The organism is Pseudomonas sp. PL-6 (genome assembly GCF_054110165.1).
Window position 1 is genome coordinate 508,093 of record NZ_CM134189.1, and the last position, 16,988, is coordinate 525,080.

Consider the following 16,988-nt stretch of genomic DNA (forward strand, 5'->3'; position numbering starts at 1 on the left):
GTTCTAGAACAGATCGATCGGTGCCATTTCGTCGGCCGGCAGCGGGCTGCCGGGAACGCCCATGCCGGGCTCGAACTCACTCATCGGCGGCGGCGAATCCTCGCTCTTGAACAGCTCGAAGTAGGCATCCGGCGTACCGGGCGCCGCGGCGCGGCCGCTGAGCGGGTCGACGCGCAGGGTGAGCAGCCCCTTGGGCTCCTTGGGCCGGTGGCTGGGGCGATCCTTGAGCACGGCGCCCATGTAGCTCATCCAGATCGGCAGCGCCACGGTGCCGCCGTATTCGTGGCGGCCGAGGCTTTCCGGCTGGTCGAAACCGGCCCAGACGGTGGTCACGTAGTCGGCGTTGTAGCCGGAGAACCAGCTGTCCTTGGATTCGTTGGTGGTGCCGGTCTTGCCCGCCAGGTCGTCGCGTCCCAGGGCCAGGGCGCGGCGGCCGGTGCCGCGCTTGATCACGTCCTGCAGCATGCTGGTCATGATGTAGGCGGTGCGTTCATCGATGATCTGCTCGGCGACCTTGGGTTCCTCCAGCGGCAGCTCGGCCGTGGCGTTCACCGCCAGCGTGGCGCTGTCCGCGGTCGGCGCGCTGCTCGGCACTCGCGCCGGATTGGCGTGGAACAGCGGTTTGCCGTTGCGGTCGTCGATGCGCTCGATCAGGTAGGGCTCGACCTTGTAGCCGCCGTTGGCGAAGGTGGCCCAGCCCTCGGCGATTTCCAGCGGGGTCAGGCTGGCGGTGCCGAGCGCCAGCGACAGGTTGCGCGGCAGGTCCTGCGGCTCGAAGCCGAAGCGCTCGATGTAGCGCAGGCTGCGATCGATGCCCATGTCCTGCAGCAGACGGATGGAAACCAGGTTGCGTGACTTGTACAGCGCCTCGCGCAGGCGGATCGGGCCGAGGAAGGTGTTGTTGTCGTTCTTCGGCCGCCATTTCTGCGACAGGTAGTCGTCGGAGAGGATGATCGGCGCGTCGTTGACCAGGGTGGCGGCGGTGTAGCCGCTGTCCAGCGCCGCGCTGTAGATGAAGGGCTTGAAGCTGGAGCCGGGCTGACGCTTGGCCTGCACGGCGCGGTTGTAGTTGCTCTGGTCGAAGGAGAAGCCGCCGACCAGGGCCTGGATGGCGCCGCTGTAGGGGTCGAGCGACACCAACGCGCTCTGCGCCGCCGGAATCTGCAGGAAGCGCAGGCTGCCGTCAGCCTGGCGCTGCACGCGCACGATGTCACCGACCTGGGCGACGTCCGCCGGCTGCTGCGGGCGCGGGCCGAGGCTGTTGGTGCTGAGGAAGGGGCGCGCCCATTTCATGCTGTCCCAGGACACCGCCTGCTCCTCGCCGCCGCGGGTCAGCACCAGAATGCCACTCTTCTCCACCTGGGTCACCACGGCCGGCTCCAGGCCGCCGATGCTGCGGAACTTGCCCAGCTCGGCGAGCCAGGCCCCGCGGGTCATGCCCGGCAGGCGGCTTTCCGGGCCGCGATAGCCGTGGCGCTGGTCGTAGTCGATCAGGCCTTCGCGCAGCGCGCTGTTGGCCACTTCCTGCAGCTGGCTGGGCACCGTGGTGGTGACGTTGAAACCCTCGGTGTAGGCCTCGCTGCCGTAGCGGCCAACCATCTCCGCGCGGGCCATCTCGGCGATGTAGGGGGCGCTGAGTTCGGGGGCGGGGACGTGGTAACGGGCATCGACCTCTTCGGCCAGGGCGGTCTCGTAAGTGGCCTGGTCGATACGACCGAGGCGGTAGAGGCGACCGAGAATCCAGTCGCGACGCTCCTTGGCGCGGGTCGGATTGACCAGTGGGTTGTAGCGCGACGGTGCCTTGGGCAGGCCGGCGATCATGGCCATCTGCGCCAGGTTCAGCTCGCGCATCGACTTGCCGTAGTAGACGTGCGCCGCCGCCTCGATGCCGTAGGCGCGATTGCCCAGGTAGATCTTGTTGACGTAGAGCTCGAGGATCTCGTCCTTGCTCAGCTCGCGCTCGATCTGCAGGGCCAGGAGGATCTCGGTGATCTTGCGCGAGAAGCTGCGCTCGCTGGTGAGGAAGAAGTTCTTCGCCACCTGCATGGTGATGGTGCTGCCGCCAGTCTGGATCTGCCCGCTTTTCAATAATTGCGTGGCAGCGCGCATCAGGCTGGTCACGTCGACGCCATAATGATTGGCGAAATTATCGTCCTCGGCGGCCAGTAGGGCGCTGATGAATTCCTTGGGAATTTCGTCGAAACGAATCGGCGACCGGCGCATCTCGCCAAACTCGGCGATCAGCTTGGCATCGCTGCTGTAGACGCGCAGGGGGATCTGCAGCTGCACCTGGCGCAGCGACTCGACGGAGGGAAGGGTCGGGCTAAGATAAAGAAATGCGCCGCTGAAACTGAGCAACAGCCCACAAAAAACGGCAACGCAAGACCACCAGAAGAACTTCAGCAGGCGTATCAAAATGTTCGGAATTCCAAGTAAAAGAATGAGTTAAGCAGGAGCTGAGGCTAAAAGGGAAAAGCTGATCACATTATAAGCGTTTTTTTTCCCGGGTAGCCATTTGCGCTTCTGTCAAGACTGATATTTAATGTGGAAAAACATAAATAGTCCGTAAGTCGCGGATGCCAATAGGAAAACGGTCGTGCTAGGGCTCTTCAATAAGAAAGCGAATACGCTGCTGGGGATCGATATCAGCTCGACCTCGGTCAAGCTCCTCGAATTGAGTCGCTCGGGAAGCCGCTACAAGGTAGAGGCTTACGCAGTCGAGCCGCTCCCGCCAAACGCTGTGGTGGAGAAGAACATCGCCGAGCTGGAGGGGGTTGGTCAGGCCTTGTCGCGGGTGCTGGCCAAGGCCAAGACCGGGGTCAAGACGGCCGCCGTGGCGGTTGCCGGTTCGGCGGTCATCACCAAGACCATCGAGATGGAGGCCGGGCTTTCCGAAGACGATCTGGAAAACCAGCTGAAGATCGAGGCCGACCAGTACATTCCCTATCCGCTCGAAGAAGTCGCCATCGATTTCGAAGTGCAGGGCCCTGCCGCGCGCAACCCGGAACGGGTCGAGGTGCTGCTGGCGGCCTGTCGCAAGGAAAACGTCGAAGTGCGCGAAGCCGCCCTGGCGCTTGCCGGTCTGACCGCCAAGGTGGTGGATGTCGAGGCCTACGCGCTCGAGCGCGCCTACGGCCTGCTCGAAGCCCAGCTGGGCGGCGGCCATGACGAGCTGACCGTGGCCGTGGTCGATATCGGCGCCACCATGACCACCCTCAGTGTGCTGCACAACGGGCGCACCATCTATACCCGCGAGCAACTGTTCGGCGGCAAGCAGCTGACCGAGGAAGTGCAGCGCCGCTATGGTCTGTCGGTCGAAGAGGCCGGTCTGGCCAAGAAGCAGGGCGGTTTGCCCGACGACTACGAAAGCGAGGTGCTGCAGCCCTTCAAGGAGGCTGTGGTCCAACAGGTGTCGCGCTCCCTGCAGTTCTTCTTCGCCGCCGGCCAGTTCAACGACGTCGACTACATCCTCCTGGCAGGCGGTACCGCCTCCATCCCCGACCTCGACCGTCTGATCCAGCAGAAGATCGGCACGCAAACTCTCGTGGCCAATCCCTTCGCCGACATGGCGCTGAGTAGCAAGGTCAATGCTGGCGCACTGGCCAGTGACGCGCCGGCACTGATGATTGCCTGTGGTCTGGCGATGAGGAGTTTCGACTGATGGCACGGATCAACTTACTTCCCTGGCGCGAACAGCTGCGCGAAGAGCGCAAGCAGCGTTTTCTGGTGACCCTGGTGGGCGTGCTCGTCGTGGCCGCCGGCGTGGTTTTCCTTGGCGATCAACTGCTCAACGCCGCCATCGAACAGCAGAATGCGCGCAACAACTTCATCAAGAAGGAAATCGCCGTTCTGGATGCGCGGATCAAGGAAATCAGCGAGCTGAAGACCCGCCGTCAGCAGCTGCTGGAGCGGATGAAGATCATTCAGGACCTGCAGGGCAACCGCCCGATCATCGGTCGTGTATTCGATCAACTCGTGAGAACCCTGCCTGATGGCGTGTATTTCACCAGCGTCAAGATGACTGGCAAGAACATCGCCATTCTCGGCGCAGCGGAATCAAATAACCGTGTCTCCAACCTGATGCGTAACCTGGATGGCTCCGAGTGGCTGGAGTCGCCCAACCTGACACAGGTGAAAGCCACTACGGCGGGGGCATTGGATCAAGCGAACGTCTTTCAGTTGAGCGTGCAGCAGACGCAACCTGCGGCAGAAGTAGTCGAGGGTGAAAAGAAATGAGCCTGGCTGAATCTATTGAAAGTCTGCGTAAGTTCGATCTGAATGATCTGGATGTCAATAACATCGGGGCATGGCCGGCGGCTGTAAAAGGCGTTGTCTTCGTGCTGTTTTTTATTCTGGTGTTGGGGGCTGGTTACTATTTCCATATCAGCGATCTGCAGGCCACCTTGGACAGGACAAAGGCTGAAGAGGAAGGGCTGAAGCAGCAATTTTCGACCAAGGCATTTCAGGCGGCAAACTTGGAGGCCTATAAAGAGCAAATGGCAGAGATGGAGGTGTCGTTCGGTGCACTACTGAGACAGTTGCCGAGCGATACCGAAGTTCCCGGGTTGCTGGAGGATATCACTCGGACTGGCTTGGGGAGCGGCTTGGAGTTTGAGGAAATCAAGCTTTTACCTGAGGTTGTTCAGCAGTTTTACATTGAGCTGCCGATACAGATCGCCGTCGAGGGGAGTTATCACGACCTCGCAACTTTTGTCAGTGGCGTTGCCAGTCTTCCACGCATCGTGACGCTGCACGATTTCGAGATTAAGCCGGCGGCGCAGGACAGTTCATCTGTTCTACGTATGGCGGTACTGGCGAAGACCTATCGTTACAACGATAAGGGGCTGGAGAAATGAAGGCTTCAAAGCTCGCTTTGCTTCCTCTGTTTTTGACTCTGCTGCAGGGCTGTAGCTCTGATGGAGATTTTTCTGATCTGCAGGCATTCATGACCGAGGTGAGGGCCAGGCCGAAGGGTGCTATTGAGCCGTTACCCAAGTTCCAGCCTTATGAGGCTTTTGCGTACAGCGCTTCTTCGCTGCGCAGCCCGTTTCAACCTCCAGTCAAGGTAGAGGCCGTGAGCCGACCCAAGGGCTCTCAGGAAATCAAGCCCGATGAGAGTCGTGTGCGGGAGTTTCTCGAGGGCTTCAATATAGAGATCTTTGAGATGGTTGGTACTCTGTCCAACAGCGGTGGAGTATTTGCACTGGTAAGTGGTGCGGGGGGAGTACACCGGGTCAAAGTCGGCGACTACTTGGGTCGAAATCACGGTCGAATAGTGGCTGTGGACGATGCGAAGATCGAGGTTGTTGAAATAGTTCCTGACGGTGATGGCGGTTGGTTGGAACGGCCGCGAAGCCTTGCGCTCAAAGAGCGCTCATAGAAAGGCGGGGTTCATATGAAAAATAATTACCAGTCTGCACAACGGAAGCATGCAATGAATATCTCGTTTTCGCGATTTGGTTGTACTCTGGCGATGCTGCTTTTATCTCCAGCAGTGCTCGCGGCCAATCTGCAGCAATTGGATGTGGCATCTTTGCCGGGTGACCGTGTAGAGCTAAAATTATCTTTCGACGAGCCGGTAGTCGCGCCGCGGGGCTATACGATTGAGCAGCCGGCCCGTATCGCGCTCGATTTGCCTGGCGTGGCCAATAAGTTGGGTAGCAAGAATCGTGATCTCGGCATGGGTAACGCACGTAGCGTGACCGTGGTGGAGGCCAAGGATCGGACTCGGTTGATCATCAACCTCACCGCTTTGGCCCCTTACAGTACTCGTGTCGAAGGTAACGACCTCTTCGTAGTTGTTGGCGATGCCGCGAAAGCAGGAGTTGCACCTCGACAAGTAGCCGAAGTTGCCCCCGGCGTTTCCAAGGTGGTTCCGGTCGCTGGTCGAGCCATTCGTGATCTCGACTTTCAGCGTGGCGAGCAGGGTGAGGGGAATGTCGTTATTGAATTGTCGGATTCTTCCGTGAATCCTGATATTCAGGAGCAGGGCGGTAAGATTCGCTTGAATTTTGCCAAGACGCAATTGCCTGAGTCGCTACGTGTCCGTTTGGATGTCAAGGATTTCGCAACGCCTGTCCAGTTCGTAAACGCCAGTAGTTCTGCTGATCAAACCAGCATTCTGATTGAGCCGGTCGGTCTGTACGATTACTTGGTATATCAGGCAGATAATAAACTGACCGTAAGCATCAAGCCTCTGACTCCGGAAGATGCCGAACAGCGCAAGGCGGATCGTTTCGCTTACACGGGCGAAAAGCTTTCGCTGAATTTTCAGGATATCGATGTGCGCTCAGTGCTGCAGTTGATTGCGGATTTCACCGATCTCAATCTCGTGGCGAGCGACACGGTGCGCGGTAACATTACTTTGCGTCTGCAGAATGTACCGTGGGATCAGGCCCTTGACCTGGTGCTGAAGACCAAGGGGCTCGATCAGCGCAAAGTCGGTAACGTGCTTTTGGTTGCGCCAGCCGACGAAATTGCCGCTCGTGAGCGTCAGGAGCTGGAATCCCGCCGGCAGATCGCTGAATTGGCTCCCTTGCGTCGCGAGCTGATTCAGGTCAACTACGCCAAGGCGGCCGATATGGCTCAGCTATTCCAGTCGGTCACTAGCGCCGAAGGTACGAGCGATGATCGCGGTTCTATTACTGTGGATGATCGTACCAACAGCATCATTGCCTATCAGACTCAGGAGCGACTCGACGAACTGAGGCGCATCGTCGCCCAGCTGGATATTCCGGTGCGCCAGGTAATGATCGAGGCGCGCATCGTCGAGGCCAATGTCGACTACGAGAAGCAACTCGGCGTTAACTGGCGCGGCGCCCGTGTAGGCGACAACAATTTTGTAGTGGGTGGGCGCGGTGGTGCGCGCCCGGCTGCGCCGGGCTATGGTCAAAATCCGGGAGTGCAAAACCCGCTGCCGTCTCTTGGGAACTTCGTGGATCTGGATGCCGCCGGGGCCAGTTCGGGGTTCGGTATCGGCTTTATCACCGACAACACCATTCTTGACCTCGAGCTTTCTGCCATGGAAGCGAGTGGCAATGGCGAGGTGGTGTCGCAGCCCAAGGTTGTCACTTCCGACAAGGAAACGGCCAAGATATTGAAAGGTTCCGAAGTTCCTTATCAGGAGGCCAGTTCCAGTGGCGCGACCAGTACCTCCTTCAAAGAGGCTGCGCTGTCGCTTGAGGTGACTCCGCAGATCACGCCCGATAATCGCATCATCATCGAGGTCAAGGTTACCAAGGACGCTCCCGACTTTTCGCAGGCCGCACAGACCGGCGGCGTGCCGTCGATTGCCAAGAATGAGGTGAATGCCAAGGTGCTGGTATCCGACGGCGAGACCATCGTTATCGGTGGAGTGTTCTCTAATACTCAATCAAGGTCCGTCGATAAGGTTCCGTTCCTAGGCGATCTGCCATATCTGGGACGCTTGTTCCGGCGAGACCTGGTTCAGGATCAGAAAGAAGAACTGTTGATCTTCCTCACTCCGCGTATCATGAACAACCAAGCCATTGCCGTGAACCGATGACCTAAGTGCGGAATGTAATCCTCGTTGGCCCGATGGGAGCTGGAAAGAGCACCATCGGGCGTTTGCTTGCTAAAGAACTGCGTTTGCCCTTCAAGGACTCCGACAAGGAGATCGAGCAGCGCACCGGTGCCGATATTCCCTGGATCTTCGATGTCGAGGGGGAGCAGGGTTTTCGCGAGCGGGAGCAGGCGGTGATCGCCGAGCTGTCGCTGCAGGATGGCCTGGTGCTCGCCACCGGCGGCGGCGCGGTAATGCGTCCGGAGAATCGCCAGGCGCTGCATGCGGGGGGGCGGGTGGTGTACCTGCATACCTCGGTGGAGCAGCAGATCGACCGCACTTCGCGCGATCGCAATCGTCCCCTGTTGCGTACGGCCAACCCGGCCCAGGTGCTGCGGGATTTGATGGCGGTGCGCGATCCGTTGTACCGGGAGGTCGCCGATATCGTCATCGAAACGGACGAGCGCCCACCGCGCATGGTGGTGCAGGAAATCCTGGCGCGCCTGGAAGCCTTGTCGCCCCGTTAAAGCGCGGGACGAACTGCGCTATCCTAGAGCCCTTTTGATTCTGGGGGCCTCATGCAGACTCTTCACGTTGAACTCGGCGAGCGCAGCTATCCCATCTATATCGGCAGTGGTCTGCTGTCCCAGTCCGAGCTGCTGGCACGGCATATAGGCGGGCGGCAGGTGGCGGTGGTGACCAACGAAACCGTCGCGCCGCTTTATCTGCAGGGCCTGCTGCAGTCCTTGGCGGGGTTCAATGTGGCCTCGGTGGTGTTGCCGGACGGCGAGGCGTTCAAGAACTGGGAGACCCTGCAGCTGATCTTCGACGGCCTGCTGACGGCGCGCCACGACCGGCGTACCACTGTGGTGGCTCTGGGTGGCGGGGTGATCGGCGACATGGCCGGTTTTGCCGCGGCCTGTTACCAGCGCGGTGTGGATTTCATTCAGGTGCCGACCACCCTGCTGTCGCAGGTCGATTCCTCGGTCGGCGGCAAGACCGGGATCAACCACCCGCTGGGCAAGAACATGGTCGGCGCCTTCTACCAGCCGAAGGCGGTGCTGATCGACACGGCGAGCCTGAACACCTTGCCCGCACGTGAGCTCTCCGCCGGACTGGCGGAGGTGATCAAGTACGGACTGATCTGCGACGAGCACTTCCTCGGCTGGCTCGAGGCCAATATGTCGGCGCTGCGCAGCCTGGATCAGGCGGCGCTGACCTATGCCATCGAGCGCTCCTGTGCGGCCAAGGCGCGGGTGGTCGGTGCCGACGAGCGCGAGTCCGGCGTGCGGGCGACGCTGAACCTCGGCCATACCTTCGGCCATGCCATCGAGACCGAGCAGGGTTATGGCGTGTGGCTGCACGGCGAGGCGGTGTCCGCGGGCACCGTGATGGCGCTGGAGATGTCCCATCGCCTCGGCTGGCTGTCGGCGGCCGAGCGCGATCGCGGCGTCCGTCTGCTGCAGTCGGCGGGTTTGCCGGTTGTACCGCCGCGGGACATGACCCCGGTGCAGTTTCTCGAACATATGGCGGTGGACAAGAAGGTGCTCGATGGCCAGTTGCGCCTGGTGCTGCTCAAGCGCCTGGGCGAGGCCGTGGTCACCGCCGACTACCCGCGTGAAATTCTCGACGCCACGCTGCGCAGCGACTACGCCGCGTTGGCTCAGTCGTTCAACTCTTGAAGAGTGATCCATGACCAGTCTGCATGCTGACGAAGCTTTCCTGGCGCATTACCAGTTCAGTCACGACCCCTTCGCGCCGCGGGTGCCCGGCTTCAAGTTTTTTCCGGCGCAGCGCAAGCCGGTGCTGGGCCAGTTGCACCATCTGGCGCGCTATAGCCAGCTGTTGCTGGCGGTTGTCGGCCCGCAAGGCAGCGGCAAGACCTTGCTGCGCCAGGCGCTGGTCGCCAGTACCAACAAACAGGCGGTGCAGAGCATCGTGCTGGCCCAGGGCGTGGGTGGCAGCGACGCTCTGCTGCGCCAGGTCGCCCAGGGGTTGTCCGTGGCCCAGGCCGACCTGCGCTCGATCCTGGCGCAGGTCGCGCAGTTGGCGCTGACCGGCCAGGAGGTCTATCTGCTGATCGACGATGCCGATCAGCTCGACGATGCCGCGCTGAAGACCGTGCTGGCGCTGGCGGCGGGTAATGGCGAGGGGCGCCCGCATGTGTTCCTGTTCGCCGAGCCTGAGCTGCTGGGGCGGCTGGAGGCCCTGGCCGGCGGCGAGGAGTGCTACCACGCTATCGAGCTGCAGCCCTACAACGAGGAGGAGACGCGCGATTATCTGGCGCAGCGCCTTGAGGGTGCCGGGCAGGGTATCGAGGTGCTGAACGAGGAGCAGATCGAGGAGGTTCATCTGCGTTCCCAGGGCTGGCCGGGGGCGATCAACCAGGAGGCGCGCGAGCTGCTGGTGGAGCAGATGCTGGCGCAGCGCGCCGCCGGGCGGGGGGCGGGTGCCGGCTTCGCCTTGCCGAAGAAGCATCTGCTGGCGCTGGCCGTGGTGCTGGTCGGCGTCGCTGCGGCCTGGTTGATGCAAGGGCGCGAGGCGCCGGCACCGGCAACGGCGGAGATCACGGCGCCGCTGTCGCTGCAGCCTGCCGCTCCGGCGCCGGTAGTCGAGGCGCCTGCCGAGGCACCGGTGGTCGAGAGCAAGGCGCCGGCCATCGAATTCGCCGGCGCCAGTCAGCCGCTGCCTCTGCCGTTGGTGGGGGAATCGCAGGCAGTGATTCGTCAGCCTCTGGCGGAAGCGGCGGGCGAGGAGCTGGATAGCTTCGAGCCGCCGGCCGCGCCCGTCGTGCCGGCGCGCTCGACAGTCGCGGCGCCGGCCGCTCCAATCGCTGCTGCACCTGCACCTGCACCTGCACCTGCACCTGCAGTGCCCAAGCCGGCGGAAGTGGCGGTTGCCAAGCCCGCCGCGCCGGTCCCTGCGCCTGCTCCCGCTCCGGCCAAGCCCGCCCAGGGCGCTTCGACGACGGGCGACTGGTATGCCCAGCAGCCGGCTTCGCGTTACGCCCTGCAGATTCTCGGCTCGCGCTCGGAGGCCAATATCCAGGCGCTGGTACGCGAAGGTGGCGGCGACTACCGCTACTTCAAGAAAGTGCACCAGGGCCAGCCGCTGTTCGTACTGACCTATGGTAGTTTCGCCAGCCGCGATGCCGCCCAGGCGGCGGTCAAGACGCTGCCGGCCAAGCTGCAGGCGGGCAAGCCCTGGCCGCGCACCTTGGGCAGCATTCAGCAGGAAATGCGCCGCTAGCCCGCTGTTTCGGAGTGACCGTTGGGTCGTTAGCACGACCTGGCGGTCTTATCCTTCGTTTTCGCGACATAAGTTTTCATTGCCTCGTCACGAAGATTTGTGACGGCCTAGGCGGATATGTACAATGACCTCCCTTTTGCCTGCGCAAAGCTGGTGCATGCCCGTGCGTGCAAGGTAAGTGGTTGAATTAGAAAGCAATTTGCCTGAAGTCTAGGCAGCCTGGTGAGAGTTTCCCCTATGAAAGCAGGTTTGTACCGTCCTGATGAGTTCAAGGATAACTGCGGCTTCGGCTTGATCGCCCATATGCAAGGTGAGGCGAGCCATCACCTGCTGCAGACCGCCATTGAGGCCCTTACCTGCATGACCCACCGCGGCGGCATCAACGCCGACGGCAAGACCGGTGACGGCTGTGGTCTGCTGATCCAGAAACCGGATCTGTTCCTGCGCGCCGTGGCCCAGGAGTCTTTCGGCGTCGCACTGCCGACGCAGTATGCCGTGGGCATGGTGTTCTTCAACCAGGACCCGGCCAAGGCCGAGGCCGCCCGCGAGAACATGAACCGTGAGATCCTCGCGGCCGGCCTGCAGCTGATCGGCTGGCGCAAGGTGCCGATCGATACCAGCGTGCTCGGCCAGCTGGCACTGGAGCGTCTGCCGATCATCGAGCAGGTGTTCGTCGGCGGCGAAGGGCTGTCCGATCAGCAGTTCGCCATCAAGCTGTTCAGCGCCCGTCGCCGTTCCTCGGTGGCCAACGCCGCCGACGCCGATCACTACATCTGCAGCTTCTCGCACAAGACCATCATCTACAAAGGCCTGATGATGCCGGCGGACCTGCAGCAGTTCTACCCGGATCTGGGCGACGAGCGCCTGCAGACCGCGATCTGCGTGTTCCACCAGCGCTTCTCCACCAACACCCTGCCGAAATGGCCGCTGGCGCAGCCGTTCCGCTTCCTCGCCCACAACGGCGAGATCAACACCATCACCGGCAACCGCAACTGGGCTCAGGCCCGTCGCCTGAAGTTCGCCAACGAGCTGATCCCCGATCTGGAAGAGCTCGGCCCGCTGGTCAACCGCGTCGGCTCCGACTCCTCGAGCATGGACAACATGCTCGAGCTGATGGTCACCGGCGGCATCGACCTGTTCCGCGGCGTGCGCATGATCATTCCGCCGGCCTGGCAGAACGTCGAGACCATGGATGCCGACCTGCGCGCGTTCTACGAATACAACTCCATGCACATGGAGCCCTGGGACGGTCCGGCCGGCGTGGTGCTGACCGACGGTCGCCATGCCGTGTGCCTGCTCGACCGCAACGGTCTGCGTCCGGCGCGCTGGGTCACCACCAGCAACGGCTACATCACCCTGGCGTCGGAAATCGGCGTTTGGGACTACAAGCCGGAAGACGTCATCGCCAAGGGCCGCGTCGGCCCGGGGCAGATCCTCGCCGTCGACACCGAGACCGGCCAGGTGCTGTCCACCGACGACATCGACAACCGCCTGAAATCGCGCCACCCCTACAAGCAGTGGCTGCGCAAGCACGCCCAGCGCATCCAGGCCACCCTGGAAGACCGCGACCACGGCTCGCCCTTCTACGACCCGGACCAGCTCAAGCAGTACATGAAGATGTTCCAGGTCACCTTCGAGGAGCGTGACCAGGTGCTGCGCCCGCTCGGCGAGCAGGGCCAGGAGGCGGTCGGCTCGATGGGCGACGACACCCCGATGGCGGTGCTCAGCCAGCGCGTGCGTTCGCCCTACGACTATTTCCGCCAGCAGTTCGCCCAGGTCACCAACCCGCCGATCGACCCGCTGCGCGAAGCCATCGTCATGTCCCTGGAGATCTGCCTCGGCGCCGAGCGCAACATCTTCCAGGAGTCGCCCGAGCATGCCGCCCGCGTCATCCTCAGCAGCCCGGTGATCTCCCCGGCCAAGTGGCGCGCGCTGATGAACCTGGATCGCCCGGGCTTCGAGCGCCAGCTGATCGACATGAACTACGACGAGTCGATCGGTCTGGAGGCCGCCGTACGCAACATGGCCGACCAGGCCGAGGAGGCGGTGCGCAGTGGCAAGGTACTACTGGTGCTGTCCGACCGCCACATCGCCCCGGGCAAGCTGCCGGCGCATGCCGCGCTGGTCACCGGCGCCGTGCATCACCGCCTGACCGAGAAGGGCCTGCGCTGCGACTGCAACATCCTGGTCGAGACCGCCACCGCGCGCGATCCGCATCACTACGCCGTGCTGCTGGGCTTCGGCGCCTCGGCGGTGTATCCGTTCCTGGCCTATGAAGTGCTGGGCGACCTGATCCGCACCGGCGAAGTGCTGGGCGATCTGTACGAGGTGTTCAAGCATTACCGCAAGGGCATCTCCAAGGGCCTGCTGAAGATCCTGTCGAAGATGGGCATCTCCACCGTCGCCTCCTACCGCGGCGCCCAGCTGTTCGAGGCCGTCGGCCTGGCCGACGAGGTCACCGAGCTGTGCTTCCGCGGCGTCGCCAGCCGCATCCAGGGCGCGCGCTTCGTCGACATCGAGAGCGAGCAGAAGCTGCTGTCGGCCGAGGCCTGGAACAACCGCAAGGCCATCCAGCAGGGCGGTCTGCTCAAGTTCGTCTACGGCGGCGAGTACCACGCCTACAACCCGGACGTGGTCAGCACCCTGCAGGCCGCCGTGCAGCAGGGCAGCTACGCCAAGTACAAGGAATACTCGGCGCTGGTGGACAACCGCCCGGTGTCGATGATCCGCGACCTGCTCAAGGTCAAGACCGCCGAGCAGCCGCTGGCGCTGGATCAGGTCGAGCCGCTGGAGGCCATCCTCAAGCGCTTCGACTCCGCCGGCATCTCCCTCGGCGCGCTGTCGCCGGAGGCCCACGAGGCCATCGCCGAGGCGATGAACCGCCTCGGTGCACGCTCCAACTCCGGCGAGGGCGGCGAAGACCCGGCCCGCTACGGCACCGTGCGCAGCTCGAAGATCAAGCAGGTGGCCACCGGCCGCTTCGGCGTCACCCCCGAGTACCTGGTCAACGCCGAAGTGCTGCAGATCAAGGTGGCCCAGGGCGCCAAGCCCGGCGAGGGCGGCCAGCTGCCGGGCGGCAAGGTCAACGGCCTGATCGCCCGTCTGCGCTACGCGGTGCCGGGCGTGACCCTGATTTCGCCGCCGCCGCACCACGACATCTACTCGATCGAGGACCTGGCGCAGCTGATCTATGACCTCAAGCAGGTCAACCCGGCCGCGCTGGTGTCGGTCAAGCTGGTGGCCGAGGCCGGCGTCGGCACCATCGCCGCCGGCGTGGCCAAGGCCTATGCCGACCTGATCACCATTTCCGGCTACGACGGCGGCACCGGCGCCTCGCCGCTGACCTCCATCCGCTACGCCGGCGCGCCCTGGGAACTGGGCCTGGCCGAAACCCACCAGACCCTGCGCGGCAACGACCTGCGCGGCAAGGTGCGGGTGCAGACCGACGGCGGCCTGAAGACCGGCCTCGACGTGATCAAGGCGGCCATCCTCGGCGCCGAGAGCTTCGGCTTCGGCACCGCGCCGATGATCGCCCTGGGCTGCAAGTACCTGCGCATCTGCCACCTGAACAACTGCGCCACCGGCGTGGCCACGCAGAACGACAAGCTGCGCAAGGACCACTTCATCGGTACCGTCGAGATGGTGATGAACTTCTTCACCTACGTCGCCGAGGAAACCCGCGAGTGGCTGGCCAAGCTCGGCGTGTCGAGCCTGGAGCAGTTGATCGGGCGCACCGATCTGCTCGAGATGCTGCCGGGCGAGACCGCCAAGCAGGGCAACCTGGACCTGTCGCCGCTGCTCGCCAGCGCGCATATCCCGGCCGACAAGCCGCAGTTCTGCCAGGTGGAGAAGAACCCGCCGTTCGACAAGGGCGAGCTGGCCGAGAAGATGGTCGAGCTGGCCAGGTCGGCGATAGACGGCCGCAGCGGCGGCGAGTTCGAGCTGGACATCTGCAACTGCGACCGCTCCATCGGCGCACGCGTGTCCGGCGAGATCGCCAAGCTGCACGGCAACCAGGGCATGAACGACGCGCCGATCACCTTCCGCTTCAAGGGTACTGCGGGGCAGAGCTTCGGCGTATGGAACGCCGGTGGCCTCAACCTGCACCTGGAAGGCGACGCCAACGACTACGTCGGCAAGGGCATGACCGCCGGCAAGCTGGTGATAGTACCGCCCAAGGGCAGCCCGTTCGCCACCCAGGACTCGGCCATCATCGGCAACACCTGCCTGTACGGCGCCACCGGCGGCAAGCTGTTCGCCGCCGGCACCGCCGGCGAGCGTTTCGCCGTGCGCAACTCCGGCGCCCATGCGGTGGTGGAAGGTGTGGGCGACCACTGCTGCGAGTACATGACCGGCGGCTTCGTCTGCGTGCTGGGCAAGACCGGCTACAACTTCGGTTCCGGCATGACCGGCGGCTTCGCCTACGTGCTCGACCTGGACAACGGCTTCTACGACCGCGTCAACCACGAGCTGGTGGAAATCCAGCGCATCAACAGCGAAGCCATGGAGGCCTACCGTAGCCACCTGCAGCGCGTCCTCGCCGAATACGTCGAGGAAACCGCCAGCGAATGGGGTCGCAACCTGCTGGAAAACCTGGACGACTATCTGCGCAAGTTCTGGCTGGTCAAGCCGAAAGCCGCGAGCCTGAAGTCGCTGCTGTCCAGCACCCGTGCCAACCCGCAATAAGAATGCGCCTGAAGTGGTTTGATGAGGTAATGCAATGACTGAACGTCTGAATAACGACTTCCAGTTCATCGAAGTCGGGCGCAAAGACCCGAAGAAGAAACTGCTGCGTCAGCGCAAGAAGGAATTCGTCGAGATCTACGACAACTTCAAGCCGGCGCAGGCCGCCGACCAGGCGCACCGCTGCCTGGGCTGCGGCAACCCGTACTGCGAATGGAAGTGCCCGGTGCACAACTTCATTCCCAACTGGCTCAAGCTGGTGTCCGAGGGCAACATCCTCGCCGCCGCCGAGCTCTCGCACCAGACCAACACCCTGCCGGAAGTTTGCGGCCGCGTGTGCCCGCAGGATCGCCTGTGCGAGGGCGCCTGTACCCTCAACGACGGCTTCGGCGCGGTGACCATCGGTTCGGTGGAGAAGTACATCACCGACACGGCGTTTGCCATGGGCTGGCGCCCGGACATGTCCAAGGTCAAGCCGACCGGCAAGCGCGTCGCGGTGATCGGCGCGGGACCTGCCGGCCTGGGCTGCGCCGACGTGCTGGTGCGTAATGGCGTGACCCCGGTGGTGTTCGACAAGAACCCGGAGATCGGTGGCCTGCTGACCTTCGGCATCCCCGAATTCAAGCTGGAGAAGACCGTGCTCAGCCGCCGCCGCGAAGTGTTCAGCGGCATGGGCATCGAGTTCCGCCTGAATACCGAGATCGGCAAGGACGTGACCATGCAGCAGCTGCTGGATGAGTACGATGCCGTGTTCATGGGCATGGGCACCTACACCTACATGAAGGGCGGCTTCCCCGGCGAAGACCTGCCGGGCGTGCACGACGCGCTGGACTTCCTGATCGCCAACGTCAACCGCAACCTGGGCTTCGAGAAGTCGCCGGAAGACTTCGTCGACATGAAGGGCAAGCGCGTGGTGGTACTGGGCGGTGGCGACACCGCGATGGACTGCAACCGCACCTCCATCCGTCAGGGCGCCAAGGCAGTGACCTGCGCCTATCGCCGCGACGAAGAGAACATGCCGGGCTCGCGCAAGGAAGTGAAGAACGCCAAGGAAGAGGGCGTGAAGTTCCTGTTCAACCGCCAGCCTATTGCGATTGTGGGCGAGGACAAGGTCGAAGGCGTCAAGGTGGTCGAGACCCGTCTCGGCGAGCCGGATGCCCGCGGTCGCCGCAGCCCCGAGCCGATCCCGGGCTCCGAGGAGATCATCCCGGCCGAGGCTGTGCTGATCGCTTTCGGTTTCCGTCCGAGCCCAGCGCCCTGGTTCGAGCAGTTCGACATCCGCACCGACAGCCAGGGCCGCGTGGTGGCGCCGGAGCAGAACCAGTTCAAGCACCAGACCAGCAACCCGAAGATCTTCGCCGGCGGCGACATGGTGCGCGGTTCCGACCTGGTGGTGACGGCGATCTTCGAAGGCCGCAATGCTGCCGAAGGTATCCTCGACTATCTGGGCGTCTGATCGATTTCGCCGCGGGCTGCCCGCGACAAATTGACCCGATGGACAAAAGGCACGGCGCTCGCCGTGCCTTTTGTTTTG

Annotated in this window: 11 protein-coding genes; 10 read left to right on the top strand and 1 reads right to left on the bottom strand. The window is 63.0% G+C overall.

The window, feature by feature from the left end:
* Positions 1–3: 3 nt before the first annotated feature.
* A complete protein-coding gene (locus tag ACW9UL_RS02315; RefSeq protein ID WP_457790897.1) occupies positions 4–2,412 on the bottom strand; it encodes a penicillin-binding protein 1A in 2,409 nt (802 codons plus the stop codon).
* Between the two features lie 184 nt (positions 2,413–2,596).
* On the opposite strand from ACW9UL_RS02315, the gene ACW9UL_RS02320 reads away from it, so the two are divergent.
* The 10 genes from ACW9UL_RS02320 to ACW9UL_RS02365 all read left to right on the top strand — a co-directional run bounded on the left by ACW9UL_RS02320 (position 2,597) and on the right by ACW9UL_RS02365 (position 16,910).
* A complete protein-coding gene (locus tag ACW9UL_RS02320; RefSeq protein ID WP_397486681.1) occupies positions 2,597–3,661 on the top strand; it encodes a pilus assembly protein PilM in 1,065 nt (354 codons plus the stop codon).
* A complete protein-coding gene (locus tag ACW9UL_RS02325) occupies positions 3,661–4,236 on the top strand; it encodes a PilN domain-containing protein (protein ID WP_457788718.1) in 576 nt (191 codons plus the stop codon). Before ACW9UL_RS02320 ends, ACW9UL_RS02325 begins: the two co-directional genes overlap by 1 nt.
* The gene (gene pilO / locus ACW9UL_RS02330) at positions 4,233–4,856 is read left to right on the top strand and encodes a type 4a pilus biogenesis protein PilO (protein ID WP_457788719.1); all 624 of its coding nucleotides are present in this window, start codon (positions 4,233–4,235) and stop codon (positions 4,854–4,856) included. Before ACW9UL_RS02325 ends, pilO begins: the two co-directional genes overlap by 4 nt.
* On the top strand, positions 4,853–5,380 hold the full coding sequence (gene pilP / locus ACW9UL_RS02335; protein WP_397486678.1) for a type 4a pilus biogenesis lipoprotein PilP: 528 nt from the start codon (positions 4,853–4,855) through the stop codon (positions 5,378–5,380). Before pilO ends, pilP begins: the two co-directional genes overlap by 4 nt.
* A gap of 54 nt (positions 5,381–5,434) precedes the next feature.
* Positions 5,435–7,525: a type IV pilus secretin PilQ gene (locus ACW9UL_RS02340; RefSeq protein ID WP_457788720.1), complete on the top strand. Its 2,091-nt coding sequence runs from the start codon at positions 5,435–5,437 to the stop codon at positions 7,523–7,525.
* Positions 7,526–7,530: 5 nt separating this feature from the next.
* On the top strand, positions 7,531–8,049 hold the full coding sequence (aroK, locus tag ACW9UL_RS02345) for a shikimate kinase AroK (protein WP_122109219.1): 519 nt from the start codon (positions 7,531–7,533) through the stop codon (positions 8,047–8,049).
* Between the two features lie 51 nt (positions 8,050–8,100).
* Positions 8,101–9,204: a 3-dehydroquinate synthase gene (gene aroB / locus ACW9UL_RS02350; protein ID WP_457788721.1), complete on the top strand. Its 1,104-nt coding sequence runs from the start codon at positions 8,101–8,103 to the stop codon at positions 9,202–9,204.
* 10 nt (positions 9,205–9,214) lie between these two features.
* Complete coding sequence (locus tag ACW9UL_RS02355; RefSeq protein ID WP_457788722.1) at positions 9,215–10,771, top strand: SPOR domain-containing protein; 1,557 nt, start codon at positions 9,215–9,217, stop codon at positions 10,769–10,771.
* A gap of 237 nt (positions 10,772–11,008) precedes the next feature.
* Positions 11,009–15,457 (top strand): glutamate synthase large subunit, encoded by a 4,449-nt coding sequence (gltB, locus tag ACW9UL_RS02360; RefSeq protein WP_457788723.1) that lies wholly within the window; start codon positions 11,009–11,011, stop codon positions 15,455–15,457.
* Positions 15,458–15,491: 34 nt separating this feature from the next.
* On the top strand, positions 15,492–16,910 hold the full coding sequence (locus ACW9UL_RS02365; protein ID WP_457788724.1) for a glutamate synthase small subunit GltD family protein: 1,419 nt from the start codon (positions 15,492–15,494) through the stop codon (positions 16,908–16,910).
* The last annotated feature ends 78 nt before the right edge of the window (positions 16,911–16,988 follow it).

What these genes read in the sequence shown, in the direction of transcription:
- ACW9UL_RS02325 (WP_457788718.1), top strand. Translation starts at nt 3,661, where the DNA reads ATGGCACGGATCAACTTACTTCCCTGGCGCGAACAGCTGCGCGAAGAG.
- pilO (WP_457788719.1), top strand. Translation starts at nt 4,233, where the DNA reads ATGAGCCTGGCTGAATCTATTGAAAGTCTGCGTAAGTTCGATCTGAAT.
- pilP (WP_397486678.1), top strand. Translation starts at nt 4,853, where the DNA reads ATGAAGGCTTCAAAGCTCGCTTTGCTTCCTCTGTTTTTGACTCTGCTG.
- ACW9UL_RS02340 (WP_457788720.1), top strand. Translation starts at nt 5,435, where the DNA reads ATGAATATCTCGTTTTCGCGATTTGGTTGTACTCTGGCGATGCTGCTT.
- aroB (WP_457788721.1), top strand. Translation starts at nt 8,101, where the DNA reads ATGCAGACTCTTCACGTTGAACTCGGCGAGCGCAGCTATCCCATCTAT.
- ACW9UL_RS02355 (WP_457788722.1), top strand. Translation starts at nt 9,215, where the DNA reads ATGACCAGTCTGCATGCTGACGAAGCTTTCCTGGCGCATTACCAGTTC.
- gltB (WP_457788723.1), top strand. Translation starts at nt 11,009, where the DNA reads ATGAAAGCAGGTTTGTACCGTCCTGATGAGTTCAAGGATAACTGCGGC.
- ACW9UL_RS02365 (WP_457788724.1), top strand. Translation starts at nt 15,492, where the DNA reads ATGACTGAACGTCTGAATAACGACTTCCAGTTCATCGAAGTCGGGCGC.